We start from the raw sequence: 12,543 nt of genomic DNA, 5'->3' as shown, positions 1-12,543 counted from the left end.
CTTTATTATTTAGAGTAAAGCTCAACTATTAATTGTTCTTTGATATTTTCAGGAATCTGAAGTCTTTCAGGAACGCTAACAAAGGTACCTTCTTTCTTTTCAGAGTTCCAAGTAATCCATTCGTACACTTTGCTGTTGGAAGCAAGTGAATCTTGTATGGCCTGTAAAGATTTAGATTTTTCACGTACACCGATTACATCGCCCGGTTTTAATGCGTATGATGGTATGTTCACCAATTCACCATTAACGGTAATGTGTCTGTGCGACACCAATTGTCTTGCTCCTCTTCTTGTTGGGGAAATACCCATACGAAAGACCACATTATCTAAACGTGATTCACACAATTGCAAAAGAACTTCACCGGTAACTCCCTCTTTTCTCTTAGCAGTAGCAAATATATTTCTAAATTGCTTTTCCAAAATACCATAAGTGTATTTGGCTTTTTGCTTTTCCATCAACTGTACCGCGTACTCAGATTTTTTACCTCTTCTTCTTGCGTTACCGTGTTGTCCTGGTGGGTAATTCTTTTTTTCGAAAGATTTGTCATCTCCGAAGATAGCTTCGCCGAACTTACGGGCGATTTTACTTTTTGGTCCTGTATATCTTGCCATTTTCTTTAGTTTAGAAGTGTGATTATGAATTAAGGCTTATCCTTCGATAATCGTTAACAACACTTCTGTGAAATAATATAGTGATTAATTAAACTCTTCTTCGTTTCGGAGGACGACATCCGTTGTGCGGCATCGGTGTCACGTCAATAATCTCGGTAACTTCGATACCAGAGTTATGAACGGCGCGAATTGCAGACTCTCTTCCGTTACCAGGTCCTTTTACATAAACCTTTACTTTTCTCAAACCAGCTTCGTGAGCAGTTTTTGCACACTCTTCAGCCGCTACTTGAGCAGCGTAAGGCGTGTTTTTCTTAGAACCCCTGAAACCCATTTTTCCAGCAGATGACCAAGAAATGACATCTCCTTTTTTATTGGTAAGGGATATAATGATATTATTGAAAGATGCCGTTACGTGAGCTTCGCCAACAGAATCGACTATTACTTTACGTTTCTTAGCAGCTTTTGCACTTGATTTTGAAGTTGCCTTTGCCATAATAACTACTTATTATTTAGTCGCCTTTTTCTTGTTGGCAACCGTTTTTCTTTTTCCTTTTCTCGTCCTAGAATTATTCTTTGTACGTTGTCCACGAAGGGGAAGACCAGACCTGTGACGAATACCTCGGTAACAACCGATGTCCATCAGACGCTTGATATTAAGCTGAGTCTCTGAACGCAACTCGCCTTCTATTGTATAAGAAGAAACGGCATCCCTGATACGACCTATTTCATCATCGTTCCAATCAGACACTTTTTTACCTTCATCTACTTGGGCTTTTTCTAGTATTTCTTTAGCCCTACTTCTACCGACACCAAAAATATAGGTCAATGCAATTACGCCCCTTTTCTGTTTTGGTATGTCTATACCTGCAATTCTTGCCATAATTATCCTTGTCTTTGTTTAAATCTAGGATTCTTTTTGTTGATTACGTACAACCTGCCCTTTCTGCGTACAATCTTGCAGTCGGCACTTCTTTTTTTAACTGATGCTCTTACTTTCATCGTTCTTATTCTTCTATCGTATTACTAATATCTATATGTAATTCTGGCCTTGCTAAGGTCATACGGACTCATTTCCAACTTTACCTTATCTCCAGGAAGCAACTTAATATAATGCATACGCATCTTTCCGGAGATATGGGCCGTTACTACATGACCGTTTTCCAATTCAACCCTAAACATTGCATTTGACAATGCTTCAATTATAGACCCGTCTTGTTCTATTGCTGCTTGCTTAGCCATAATTATGCGACTTTTCTATTTTTACCAGTTTTCATCAATCCATCATAATGCCTGTTCAAAAGATAAGCGTTCACCTGTTGAACCGTATCTATGGCCACACCAACCATAATCAATAAAGAGGTGCCTCCATAAAACATTGCCCACCCGGCCTGAATATCCATCAACTTAAGCACTATTGCCGGTAAAACAGCCAACAGGGCCAAAAATACAGATCCTGGCAAAGTTATTAAAGACATGATCTTATCCAAGAAATCACCAGTTTCCTTTCCAGGTCGAATACCCGGAATAAAACCACCACTTCTTTTCAAATCATCTGCCATTTTATTCGTTGGAACCGTAATGGCCGTATAGAAATATGTAAAGACGATAATAAGAAAGGCGAACAATAGGTTGTATGCCAATCCGAATATATCTTGAAACTGTACTTCCATCCACTGGCCCGCACTGGTATTGTTGAACGTCTTACCTATTAAACTAGGTGCAAACATAATTGCCTGGGCAAAGATAATAGGCATTACCCCAGAAGCATTAAGTTTCAAAGGAATATATTGCCTCGACCCCATAACGTTCTTCTCATATCCACCCGACGCCGTTCTTCTTGCGTACTGAACCGGTATCTGACGCGTAGCCATTACCAAAAGAATACTGGCCAAAATAACCAAGAACCAAAGTATAATTTCAATTAGGATAAACATCAACCCACCGTTATTGTCAACGGTTCTAGAGATAAATTCCTGAACAAATGATTGTGGCATGGTCGCTATAATACCAATCATGATTAATAGTGAAATTCCGTTACCGATACCTTTATCGGTAATCTTTTCACCCAACCACATGGCAAATACACATCCCGTCACCAAAATGATAACCGCCGGAATCATAAAGTCCAATCCTTTACCTAAAACGAAGGCACTGTCTTGGACACCGAAGGCCTCCAATCCGTAAAGATACGCTGGCGCTTGAACGACACAAATACCGATCGTAAGCCAACGTGTAATCTGATTCTTCGTTTTTCTACCACTCTCCCCTTCTTTGTCTAATTTCTGCAAATAAGGAATGGCGATACTCATAAGCTGTACAACAATAGATGCCGATATATAGGGCATGATACCCAAGGCAAAAATCGAAGCGTTAGCAAAAGCACCACCTGTAAAAGCATTCAATAAGCCGAAGATACCGGAATCGGTACCTGAGGCTAATTCTGCCAATTGAGTAGAATCAATACCCGGAAGAACTATTTGACAACCAAAACGGTATACCAACAACAAACCAAGGGTTAGTATAATCCTATTCCTTAGTTCGTCTATCTTCCAAATATTGGATATGGTCTCGAAAAATTTCTTCATGGTCAGTTATGCTTATAAATTTATTGCTTCTCCACCAGCAGCTTCAATGGCCGCTTTAGCACTTGCCGTAAATTTATGCGCTGAAACTTTAAGTGAAGCTTTCAATTCCCCACCACCCAATATTTTTACTAGGTCTTTACTCTTAGCCAAACCGTTGTCTACTAAAGCTTCAAAAGTAACAACGTCTTTAACCTTTTTGTTATCGACCAACTCTTGTAACTTTTCAACATTGATACCCTTGTACTCTACTCGGTTTATGTTCGTGAAACCAAACTTAGGCACACGTCTTTGCAATGGCATTTGACCACCTTCAAAACCAATTTTCTTAGAGTAACCAGATCTCGACTTGGCACCTTTATGTCCTCTTGTAGCTGTACCGCCTTTACCAGACCCTTGACCTCTACCTACTCTTTTGCCCGCTCTATTGGTAGCACCATCGGCTGGCTTTAGATTACTTAAATTCATTATAATATGCTATTTAAGCTTCCTCAGTGGAAACCAAATGTTCAACTTTAGCTATCATACCGAGTATATTCGGCGTGGCATCATGCTCTACTACTTGACCAATTTTCTTTAGACCCAAAGCCATCAATGTACGCTTTTGGTTCTGTGGCCTTTTGATGCTGCTCTTCAACTGTTTTACCAGAATTTTCTTTGCCATAATATCTTTACTTATCCTTTAAACACTTTTTCAAGGGAAACCCCTCTTTGGCTTGCTACGGTCTTAGCATCCCTAAGCTGCAAAAGCGCATCAAAAGTAGCTTTCACAACGTTGTGAGGGTTAGATGAACCTTGAGACTTAGAAAGCACATCTTGCACTCCTACGGCTTCAAGTACCGCCCTAACGGCTCCACCTGCAATAACCCCGGTACCGTGAGATGCCGGTTGGATATAAACGCGAGCTCCACCGAATTTTCCCTTTTGCTCATGTGGCAAGGTTGCCTTGTTCAAAGGAATACGAATCAAGTTTTTCTTAGCGTCCTCTATAGCCTTTGCGATAGCAGTAGCTACTTCTTTTGATTTTCCTAAACCGTGACCCACAACCCCGTTTTCATCACCTACAACAACTATAGCTGAAAAACCGAAAGCTCTACCACCTTTAGTTACCTTGGTAACACGTTGTATGCCTACCAATCTATCTTTAAGTTCCAACCCACTGGGTTTTACGGTCTCTACGTTTTTATATTTCTGGTACATACTCTTATTTAAAAATTAAGTCCTGCTTCCCTTGCTCCTTCAGCCAAAGATTTCACTCTTCCGTGGTAAAGGTTACCACCTCTATCAAAAGCAACTTTTTCAATACCTGCTTCTTTGCACTTAGTAGCAATCGCCTTACCTACAAGGTTTGCAATCTCTGTCTTAGTACCTTTTTCTTTTGCCAAATCTTTATCCCTTGACGACACGGCTACCAAAGTAGTACCTTTAGTATCATCTATAACCTGGGCATAAATTTCGTTATTACTTCTAAAAACGGACAATCTAGGTCTTTCCGCTGTTCCATTGGAAACCTTTCTGATCCTTCTCCGTATTCTCTGTTTTCTTTCGCTTGTTGATAATCCCATGATATACTATTAAGCTGATTTACCTGCTTTTCTTCTTAATTGTTCGCCAACAAACCTAACCCCTTTTCCTTTGTAAGGCTCAGGCTTACGGAACGAGCGTATCTTAGCGGCTATTTGCCCTACTAACTGCTTGTCGTGCGATGTCAATTTTATAATTGGGTTCTTTCCTTTTTCAGATGTAGTCTCAACTTTGACTTCTGGAGCCAAGTCTATAACAATGTTATGGGAAAAACCTAGGGCAATGTCTAATTTCTGACCTTGGTTGCTAGCTCTATAACCAACACCTACAAGTTCCAATTCTTTTGTCCACCCTTTTGAAACACCTTCGATCATATTTCTGACCAAAGAACGGTAAAGACCATGCTTTGCCTTGTGCTCTTTTGAATCTGACGGTCTGGTTACCCAGACTTGGTTATCTTCTATCTTTACCTCGACGGCGGAAAACTCTTGGGTAAGTTCTCCCAACTTGCCTTTAACGACAATCTCGTTATCCTTAACCTCAACAGTAACCCCTTCAGGAATAGCTACCGGATTATTACCAATTCTTGACATTTCTTACTATTTATCCTATTAATATACGTAGCAAAGCACCTCGCCACCTACATTTTCATTTTTCGCCTGCTTACTAGTCATTACCCCATGAGAGGTAGATACTATCGCTATCCCTAAGCCGTTTAAGACCCTAGGCAGATTTTCAGCACCGGTATACTTACGTAAACCCGGCTTACTTACTCTTTGAATCTTTTTAATAACAGGCTCTTTAGTAGCCTTGTCGTATTTCAGAGCTATTTTAATAGAACCCTGAACCTTATCTTCCTCAAATTTGTAACTTAAAATATAGCCCTGATCGAACAATATCTTAGTTATCTCCTTCTTCACCTTTGAAGCGGGTATCTCTACCACTCTGTGACCAGCTCGGCTGGCGTTTCTAACTCTCGTTAGATAATCTGCTATAGTATCTGTAACCATTTGTATATAATTCGGTAACGGTTTTCGTCTTCATTAACGAACCTGAAACCAGTTATTCAATAAATATTACCAGCTTGCCTTTTTAACACCTGGAATAAGACCTTTGTTTGCCATTTCCCTGAACATAACCCTAGAGATACCAAAAGTTCTCATGTAACCTTTAGGCCTACCTGTCAACTTACAACGGTTGTGCATCCGAACAGGTGATGCGTTACGTGGCAACTTTTGCAATGCTTCGTAATCTCCAGCCTCTTTCAAAGCCTTTCTTTTCTCGGCATATTTTGCAACAGTTTTCGCCCTTTTGCGCTCACGGGCTTTCATTGATTCTTTAGCCATACTAGTTCTTTTTAAAAGGTAATCCTAATTCGGTTAATAATGATTTTGCTTCCTTGTCCGTTTCGGCCGAGGTAACAAAGGTAATATCCATTCCGTCAATTCTATTGATTTTATCAATATTGATTTCAGGAAAAATTATTTGCTCCGTTACACCAAGGCTATAATTTCCACGACCATCAAAGCCAGTTGCCTTAATACCCTGAAAATCACGAACACGTGGCAACGCACTAGTGATCAAACGATCTAAAAATTCGTACATGCGCTCACCACGTAACGTTACTTTGGCGCCGATTGGCATACCTTTTCGCAACTTGAACGCAGCAACATCCTTCTTAGACAACGTGGCAACCGCTTTTTGACCGGTAATATTGGTCAATTCGTCTACCGCATGGTCAATAAGTTTTTTATCTGCTACAGCGGCACCTACACCCCTGCTAACAACTATCTTCTGAAGTTTCGGCACTTGCATTACATTCTTGTAACCAAACTCTTCTTTAAGCGCATTTACTATACGCTCACCATATTCTTTCTTTAACCTTGAAACGTAAGCCATAACTTATATTACTTCATTGGATTTCTTAGAAAACCGGACTTTCTTTCCGTCTCTTACCTCATAACCTACTCTCGTTGTCTCACCTGATTTAGCATCGATAAGGGCAAGATTGGAAATATGGATAGGAGCTTCTTTTTTTACGATACCACCTTGAGGGTTTTGCGCACTTGGCTTCTGATGCTTAGAAACCATGTTTGCACCTTCTACGATAGCTTTGTTCTTCTCACGGTCTACGGTCATAACCTTGCCTTCAGTACCTTTATGGTCTCCTGCAATGATACGAACCGTATCCCCCGTTTTAATTTTCAACTTTTTCATGCTTTGTCTATTATTAAAGTACCTCAGGGGCCAATGAAACAATTTTCATGAATTGCTTATCGCGAAGTTCGCGTGCAACCGGACCGAAAACACGGGTTCCTCTCATCTCTCCCGTTGGATTCAACAACACACATGCATTGTCATCAAAACGGATGTACGAACCATCTGGCCTTCTTACTTCTTTCTTTGTTCTTACAACCACCGCCGTAGATACAGCACCTTTTTTGATACCACCATTAGGCGTAGCCTCTTTAACGGTAACAACGATCTTATCTCCGATGGAAGCATATCTTCTCTTGGTACCACCAAGCACACGAATGGTCAAAACTTCTTTTGCCCCAGTGTTATCCGCTACCTTTAATCTTGATTCTTGCTGTAACATATTATTTAGCTCTTTCTAAGATTTCTACTAAACGCCAAGTTTTAGTCTTGCTTAACGGGCGTGTCTCCATTATCTTAACGGTATCACCTTCGTTGCAATCGTTTTTCTCGTCGTGCGCAACGTACTTTTTCGTTTTCAAAACGAACTTACCGTACATAGGGTGTTTTACTCGCTTTACCTCAGCCACAACAATGGACTTCTCCATTTTGTTACTGGTTACAACCCCTATCCTCTCTTTTCTTAAGTTTCTTTTTTCTTCCATAAAGCAGAACCAGTTATTGGTTTTCCCTATTAGTTAATTCCGTTGCCAATCTAGCTACCGTTCTTCTTGCCTTTCTGATTTGAAGCGGATTCTCAAGAGGGGTTACAAAATGCCCCATTTTAAGATTCGCATGCTGCGTTTTGAACTCAGCCAGCTTTTGCTTAAGCTCTTCTATAGACAATTCTTTAATTTCCTTGTTTTTCATGGTACACCTTAGATTAAATCTTGATCAACGTAGTCTCGAGCAACAATAAACTTTGTCTTGACCGGTAATTTCTGTGCTGCCAACCTAAGCGCTTCTTTAGCTACATCCATAGGTACACCGGCAACTTCAAACAAAACCCTACCTGGCTTAACAACCGCGACAAAGTATTCTGGAGCACCTTTACCTTTACCCATACGTACTTCCAAAGGTTTTTTAGTAATAGGCTTGTCCGGAAATATCTTTATCCACAACTGGCCTTGTCTTTTCATGTATCTAGTAGCCGCAATACGCGCCGCTTCTATCTGACGTGACGTTATAAATTTTGAATCCAAAGTCTTGATGCCGAACATACCATTCGATAGTTGATGTCCACGGCCCGCATTACCTTTCATGCGGCCTTTTTGCATCTTGCGAAACTTGGTTCTTTTAGGTTGTAACATTGTTTACTTCTTTAAAAAATTACTTTCTACGACGTTGCTTTCTACCGCCTTCACGCTTATCACCTCCTTTTGAAGACTGACCTTTGGTCATACCTACTAAGGGGGACAATTCACGCTTGCCGTACACTTCACCTTTCATGATCCATACTTTAATACCTAACTTACCGTAAGTTGTTTGCGCCTCATGCAAAGCGTAATCAATATCAGCACGAAAAGTAGACAATGGAATACGACCATCTTTATACGATTCGGAACGCGCCATCTCAGCACCGTTCAAACGACCGGAAATCTGCACCTTGATACCTTCGGCATTCATTCTCATTGCCGCAGCAATAGCCATCTTTATAGCCCTTCTAAATGAAATCCTGCTTTCGATTTGACGCGCGATACTCGCCGCAACCAAATTCGCATCAAGCTCAGGTCTCTTGATCTCGTAAATATTGATCTGAACCTCTTTATTGGTGATTTTCTTAAGCTCCTCTTTAAGCTTATCTACCTCTTGACCACCTTTACCGATAATAATACCAGGTCTTGCAGTAGTCACTGTAATCGTAATCAACTTTAAGGTACGCTCAATAATTACCCTTGAAACGCTAGCCTTGGCCAAACGCGCATGGATATACTTACGTATCTTATCGTCTTCAGCTAGTTTATCTCCATAATCGTTTCCACCATACCAGTTAGATTCCCATCCCCTGATAATTCCTAGACGATTTCCTATCGGATTTGTTTTCTGTCCCATTCTAGCTTTCTATATTATTATTAGACCCCAACACCAATGTAACATGGTTGGAACGTTTTCTAATTCTATGTGCCCTACCCTGTGGTGCCGGACGCAATCTCTTTAACATACTACCTCCGTCAACGCGAATCTCCTTTACATAAAGGTCCGCATCTTCAACGCTAGCATCTTCATTCTTAGCTTGCCAGTTTGCCAAGGCAGAAAGCAACAACTTCTCTAACTTACGAGAAGCCTCTTTTGGGTTGAAACGTAGAATGGCCAAGGCCTTTTCTACCTGCACACCCCTAACAAGGTCTGCCACCAAACGCATCTTTCTAGGCGATGTAGGGCAATTGTTCAACTTGGCGAACGCTATTTGCTTTTTCTCGGCCTTGATTCTTTCGGCCATCTGTTTTTTTCGAACTCCCATAGCTTACTTTTTTCCTTTGTTCTTGGCTCCTGCATGACCTCTAAAAGATCTTGTCGGAGAAAATTCGCCTAATTTATGACCTACCATATTCTCTGTAACGAACACAGGAACAAACTGTCTTCCATTATGCACAGCTATAGTCTGACCTACAAAATCAGGTGTTATCATCGATGCTCTTGACCACGTTTTTATAACGCTCTTCTTTCCCGAAGATGCGCTCTGCTGGATTTTTTTCTCCAAGCTGTAGTGAACGTAAGGTCCTTTTTTTAACGATCGTGCCATTGTTTCTTACTTTATTATTTCTTTCTACGTTCTAGAATATACTTATTCGTCTTCTTGGTTCTAGTACGCGTTCTATAACCTTTAGCCGGAATTCCGTTTCTCGATCTTGGGTGACCACCTGAAGCTCTACCTTCACCACCACCCATCGGGTGATCGACAGGGTTCATCGCTACCGGTCTTGTTCTAGGCCTCCTACCCAACCATCTGCTTCTACCCGCTTTACCGGATACCAACAACTGGTGATCTGAGTTTGAAATAGCCCCGATAGTCGCCATACATGTTGACAAAATCAACCTTGTTTCACCTGAAGGCATCTTGACCGTAACAAACTTACCGTCTTTCGCCATCAACTGGGCAAACGTACCAGCACTTCTCGCCATAACGGCACCTTGACCTGGCCGCAACTCAATACAAGAAATAATAGTACCCAATGGAATATCACTAATAAACAATGCATTCCCTATTTCCGGAGCAGCACTCTTACCAGCAACCACTTCTTGACCAACTTGAAGGCCATTCTGCGCGACGATATATCGCTTCTCACCATCGGCATATTTTAGCAATGCTATAAAGGCCGTTCTGTTAGGATCGTACTGAATAGACTCGACGGTCGCAGCAATATCTTGCTTATCCCTTTTGAAATCTATCACACGATACCTTCTTTTATGACCACCACCTCTATGGCGCATAGTCATTTTTCCTTGACTGTTTCTACCTCCCGATTTTTTTAACGGAGCGAGCAAACTCTTCTCCGGCTTATCAGCAGTAATGGCATCAAAACCATTTACTACTCTAAAACGCTGCCCGGGGGTTATGGGTTTTAATTTTCTAACTGACATTTCTTGTCTTTATAGATTACTGTAAAAATCAATGATATCACCTTCAACCACATCAACTACCGCTTTTTTAATCGCGTTAGTTTTTCCATGCTGTATACCAGTCTTAGTGTAACGTGTCTTTCTGCTAGGACCATAATTCATGGTTCTCACTTTCTTTACCGAAACACCGTAAGTTGCTTCTACCGCGTCTTTTATCTGGATCTTGTTGGCCCTTGGATCAACTATGAAACCATAACGATTGTACAACTCGCTATCAGCGGTCATTTTTTCCGTTATTATTGGTTTTATCAACACATTCATGGCTTTCTATTTTGTTAAATTAGACTCCAATCCTTCTAAGGCACCTTCCAATAACACAATATTATTTGCGTTTAAAATCTTGTAAGTACTTATCTCTGAGGAGGTTATGACTTCGGAATCCTTCAAATTTCGCGAAGACAAATATAAGCTATTATTTGGTTCACCCAAGACAAACAGCGATTTTTTGTTTTCAAGCCCTAAAGACTTCAAAACATCCTTAAAATCTTTTGTCTTTGGAGCATCAAAATTAAAATCTTCAACAACCAAAATTGCCTGCTCTTTAGATTTGATACTCAAGGCAGATTTACGGGCCAAACGTTTCACGTTTTTGTTCAATTTTTGACCGTAATCTTTTGGTCTTGGACCAAAAATTCTACCACCACCCCTAAAAATCGGAGATTTGATACTACCTGCACGGGCAGTACCTGTTCCTTTTTGTTTCTTGATCTTACGAGTACTACCCGCAATCTCCGCACGCTCCTTAGCTTTATGCGTACCTTGTCTTTGGTGTGCCAAATACTGCTTAACATCCAAATAAACGGCATGCTCGTTAGGCTCTATTGCGAAAACAGCATCAGAAAGGTCTGCCTTTCTACCTGTTTCTTTTCCTTTGATATCTAAAACTGCTACCTTCATTACTTCTCGATAGTTACGTAAGCGTTCTTATGACCTGGAACAGCACCTTTTACAACCAAAAGATTCTTTTCCGGAACAACCTTCAACACTCTAAGGTTCTGAATGGTAACTCGTTCACCACCCATTCTACCGGCCATTTTCATTCCTTTAAAAACTCTTGCAGGATAAGATGCGGCACCAATGGAACCTGGAGCTCTCAATCGGTTATGCTGACCATGGGTCGCTTGACCCACACCACCAAATCCGTGGCGTTTTACAACACCTTGAAAACCTTTTCCTTTAGACGTACCAATGACATCCACAAACTCTCCTTCTACAAAAAGATCGACACCAACGGTATCCCCTAATTTGTATTCCTCCTCAAAACCTTGAAATTCAACGACCTTTTTCTTAGGAGATGTACCTGCCTTTTTAAAATGACCTGCTTCGGCCTTATTAGCACGCTTCTCTGCCTTGTCATCGAAACCAAGCTGAAGGGCATTATAGCCATCAACTTCCTCGGTTCTGACTTGGGTAACCACACATGGTCCGGCTTCGATAACGGTACAGGGGATATTCTTCCCGTTCTCGTCAAAGATGCTGGTCATGCCTACTTTTTTTCCAATTAACCCAGACATACTGATTTTAGATTATGGAATCCAGATTTACAAAAACCCGTCTTCCGTTTATATTACATTTATTAATACTCATTAACTATCGGGCAAAAAAACAGGGTCAAAACAATTCAACCCTGATTGTTTTTCTCCGTTTTTCCCTCGCACGCAGCTCGGGACATGTCCTCCATCCTAATCCGGACGGAAAATACCTAGACTTTTATCTCAACCTCGACACCACTAGGAAGCTCAAGCTTCATAAGTGCATCAATAGTTTTTGATGAAGAGCTATAAATATCCAACAATCTCTTGTAAGAACTAAGCTGGAATTGCTCTCTAGACTTCTTATTTACGTGCGGCGAACGCAATACGGTAAATATCTTTTTGTGCGTAGGTAGCGGAATTGGCCCGGTTACCACAGCCCCAGTAGTCTTTACGGTCTTTACGATTTTCTCTGCAGACTTATCTACTAGATTATGGTCGTAAGATTTTAGTTTTATCCTTATTTTTTGGCTCATC

27 protein-coding genes are annotated in these 12,543 nt (G+C 40.8%); all 27 read right to left on the bottom strand.

The genetic code is table 11. The annotated features are described in order from the left end of the window. Positions 1 to 5: 5 nt before the first annotated feature. Positions 6 to 611, bottom strand: a complete 606-nt coding sequence (rpsD, locus tag BW980_RS14155; RefSeq protein WP_013993880.1) for a 30S ribosomal protein S4 — start codon at positions 609 to 611, stop codon at positions 6 to 8. 88 nt (positions 612 to 699) lie between these two features. Then, the gene (gene rpsK / locus BW980_RS14150; protein WP_076455845.1) at positions 700 to 1,104 is read right to left on the bottom strand and encodes a 30S ribosomal protein S11; all 405 of its coding nucleotides are present in this window, start codon (positions 1,102 to 1,104) and stop codon (positions 700 to 702) included. Between the two features lie 12 nt (positions 1,105 to 1,116). Then, a complete protein-coding gene (gene rpsM / locus BW980_RS14145; RefSeq protein ID WP_076455844.1) occupies positions 1,117 to 1,491 on the bottom strand; it encodes a 30S ribosomal protein S13 in 375 nt (124 codons plus the stop codon). 2 nt (positions 1,492 to 1,493) lie between these two features. Then, positions 1,494 to 1,610 (bottom strand): type B 50S ribosomal protein L36, encoded by a 117-nt coding sequence (ykgO, locus tag BW980_RS14140; RefSeq protein ID WP_013305171.1) that lies wholly within the window; start codon positions 1,608 to 1,610, stop codon positions 1,494 to 1,496. 24 nt (positions 1,611 to 1,634) lie between these two features. Continuing rightward, entirely contained in the window at positions 1,635 to 1,850 is a 216-nt protein-coding gene (gene infA / locus BW980_RS14135; protein ID WP_013751343.1) for a translation initiation factor IF-1, read from the bottom strand. A gap of 2 nt (positions 1,851 to 1,852) precedes the next feature. Continuing rightward, complete coding sequence (gene secY, locus BW980_RS14130) at positions 1,853 to 3,196, bottom strand: preprotein translocase subunit SecY (protein WP_076455843.1); 1,344 nt, start codon at positions 3,194 to 3,196, stop codon at positions 1,853 to 1,855. Positions 3,197 to 3,208: 12 nt separating this feature from the next. After that, on the bottom strand, positions 3,209 to 3,661 hold the full coding sequence (gene rplO, locus BW980_RS14125; RefSeq protein WP_076455842.1) for a 50S ribosomal protein L15: 453 nt from the start codon (positions 3,659 to 3,661) through the stop codon (positions 3,209 to 3,211). A gap of 13 nt (positions 3,662 to 3,674) precedes the next feature. Continuing rightward, the gene (gene rpmD, locus BW980_RS14120; RefSeq protein ID WP_013993875.1) at positions 3,675 to 3,857 is read right to left on the bottom strand and encodes a 50S ribosomal protein L30; all 183 of its coding nucleotides are present in this window, start codon (positions 3,855 to 3,857) and stop codon (positions 3,675 to 3,677) included. Between the two features lie 11 nt (positions 3,858 to 3,868). After that, positions 3,869 to 4,393 (bottom strand): 30S ribosomal protein S5, encoded by a 525-nt coding sequence (gene rpsE / locus BW980_RS14115; protein ID WP_013993874.1) that lies wholly within the window; start codon positions 4,391 to 4,393, stop codon positions 3,869 to 3,871. Between the two features lie 8 nt (positions 4,394 to 4,401). Continuing rightward, a complete protein-coding gene (gene rplR / locus BW980_RS14110) occupies positions 4,402 to 4,758 on the bottom strand; it encodes a 50S ribosomal protein L18 (RefSeq protein WP_013993873.1) in 357 nt (118 codons plus the stop codon). A 9-nt stretch (positions 4,759 to 4,767) separates the two neighbouring features. After that, complete coding sequence (gene rplF / locus BW980_RS14105; RefSeq protein WP_076455841.1) at positions 4,768 to 5,310, bottom strand: 50S ribosomal protein L6; 543 nt, start codon at positions 5,308 to 5,310, stop codon at positions 4,768 to 4,770. Positions 5,311 to 5,328: 18 nt separating this feature from the next. Then, a complete protein-coding gene (gene rpsH, locus BW980_RS14100) occupies positions 5,329 to 5,727 on the bottom strand; it encodes a 30S ribosomal protein S8 (RefSeq protein ID WP_013993871.1) in 399 nt (132 codons plus the stop codon). A 66-nt stretch (positions 5,728 to 5,793) separates the two neighbouring features. After that, entirely contained in the window at positions 5,794 to 6,063 is a 270-nt protein-coding gene (rpsN, locus tag BW980_RS14095) for a 30S ribosomal protein S14 (RefSeq protein ID WP_076455840.1), read from the bottom strand. Between the two features lies 1 nt (position 6,064). Further along, positions 6,065 to 6,616, bottom strand: a complete 552-nt coding sequence (gene rplE / locus BW980_RS14090; RefSeq protein WP_013993869.1) for a 50S ribosomal protein L5 — start codon at positions 6,614 to 6,616, stop codon at positions 6,065 to 6,067. Positions 6,617 to 6,619: 3 nt separating this feature from the next. Next, positions 6,620 to 6,934, bottom strand: a complete 315-nt coding sequence (gene rplX, locus BW980_RS14085) for a 50S ribosomal protein L24 (protein ID WP_076455839.1) — start codon at positions 6,932 to 6,934, stop codon at positions 6,620 to 6,622. A 13-nt stretch (positions 6,935 to 6,947) separates the two neighbouring features. Next, positions 6,948 to 7,316 carry a 50S ribosomal protein L14 gene (gene rplN / locus BW980_RS14080; protein WP_013993867.1) on the bottom strand — a complete coding sequence of 123 codons (369 nt, stop codon included), beginning with the start codon at positions 7,314 to 7,316 and terminating at the stop codon, positions 6,948 to 6,950. A 1-nt stretch (position 7,317) separates the two neighbouring features. Further along, the gene (gene rpsQ / locus BW980_RS14075; RefSeq protein WP_013993866.1) at positions 7,318 to 7,578 is read right to left on the bottom strand and encodes a 30S ribosomal protein S17; all 261 of its coding nucleotides are present in this window, start codon (positions 7,576 to 7,578) and stop codon (positions 7,318 to 7,320) included. Between the two features lie 13 nt (positions 7,579 to 7,591). Then, positions 7,592 to 7,783 carry a 50S ribosomal protein L29 gene (gene rpmC, locus BW980_RS14070; RefSeq protein WP_013993865.1) on the bottom strand — a complete coding sequence of 64 codons (192 nt, stop codon included), beginning with the start codon at positions 7,781 to 7,783 and terminating at the stop codon, positions 7,592 to 7,594. Positions 7,784 to 7,791: 8 nt separating this feature from the next. Further along, entirely contained in the window at positions 7,792 to 8,223 is a 432-nt protein-coding gene (gene rplP, locus BW980_RS14065) for a 50S ribosomal protein L16 (RefSeq protein WP_076455838.1), read from the bottom strand. Between the two features lie 19 nt (positions 8,224 to 8,242). Then, a complete protein-coding gene (gene rpsC, locus BW980_RS14060; protein WP_076455837.1) occupies positions 8,243 to 8,965 on the bottom strand; it encodes a 30S ribosomal protein S3 in 723 nt (240 codons plus the stop codon). A gap of 1 nt (position 8,966) precedes the next feature. Further along, positions 8,967 to 9,374, bottom strand: coding sequence for a 50S ribosomal protein L22 (gene rplV, locus BW980_RS14055; RefSeq protein ID WP_013993862.1), 408 nt, complete (start codon positions 9,372 to 9,374; stop codon positions 8,967 to 8,969). Positions 9,375 to 9,377: 3 nt separating this feature from the next. Then, positions 9,378 to 9,656: a 30S ribosomal protein S19 gene (gene rpsS, locus BW980_RS14050; protein WP_013993861.1), complete on the bottom strand. Its 279-nt coding sequence runs from the start codon at positions 9,654 to 9,656 to the stop codon at positions 9,378 to 9,380. 14 nt (positions 9,657 to 9,670) lie between these two features. Further along, positions 9,671 to 10,495, bottom strand: a complete 825-nt coding sequence (gene rplB, locus BW980_RS14045) for a 50S ribosomal protein L2 (RefSeq protein ID WP_076455836.1) — start codon at positions 10,493 to 10,495, stop codon at positions 9,671 to 9,673. A gap of 9 nt (positions 10,496 to 10,504) precedes the next feature. Then, positions 10,505 to 10,795 (bottom strand): 50S ribosomal protein L23, encoded by a 291-nt coding sequence (gene rplW, locus BW980_RS14040; RefSeq protein ID WP_013993859.1) that lies wholly within the window; start codon positions 10,793 to 10,795, stop codon positions 10,505 to 10,507. A gap of 6 nt (positions 10,796 to 10,801) precedes the next feature. Next, on the bottom strand, positions 10,802 to 11,431 hold the full coding sequence (gene rplD, locus BW980_RS14035; protein WP_076455835.1) for a 50S ribosomal protein L4: 630 nt from the start codon (positions 11,429 to 11,431) through the stop codon (positions 10,802 to 10,804). After that, a complete protein-coding gene (gene rplC / locus BW980_RS14030) occupies positions 11,431 to 12,048 on the bottom strand; it encodes a 50S ribosomal protein L3 (protein ID WP_013993857.1) in 618 nt (205 codons plus the stop codon). Before rplC ends, rplD begins: the two co-directional genes overlap by 1 nt. Positions 12,049 to 12,236: 188 nt before the next feature. Further along, positions 12,237 to 12,542 (bottom strand): 30S ribosomal protein S10, encoded by a 306-nt coding sequence (gene rpsJ / locus BW980_RS14025; RefSeq protein WP_007094989.1) that lies wholly within the window; start codon positions 12,540 to 12,542, stop codon positions 12,237 to 12,239. Position 12,543: the final 1 nt, after the last annotated feature.

This window comes from Zobellia uliginosa, assembly GCF_900156625.1.
Taxonomy (GTDB): Bacteria; Bacteroidota; Bacteroidia; order Flavobacteriales; family Flavobacteriaceae; genus Zobellia; species Zobellia uliginosa.
This window is presented reverse-complemented; position numbering and strand designations above follow the sequence as displayed.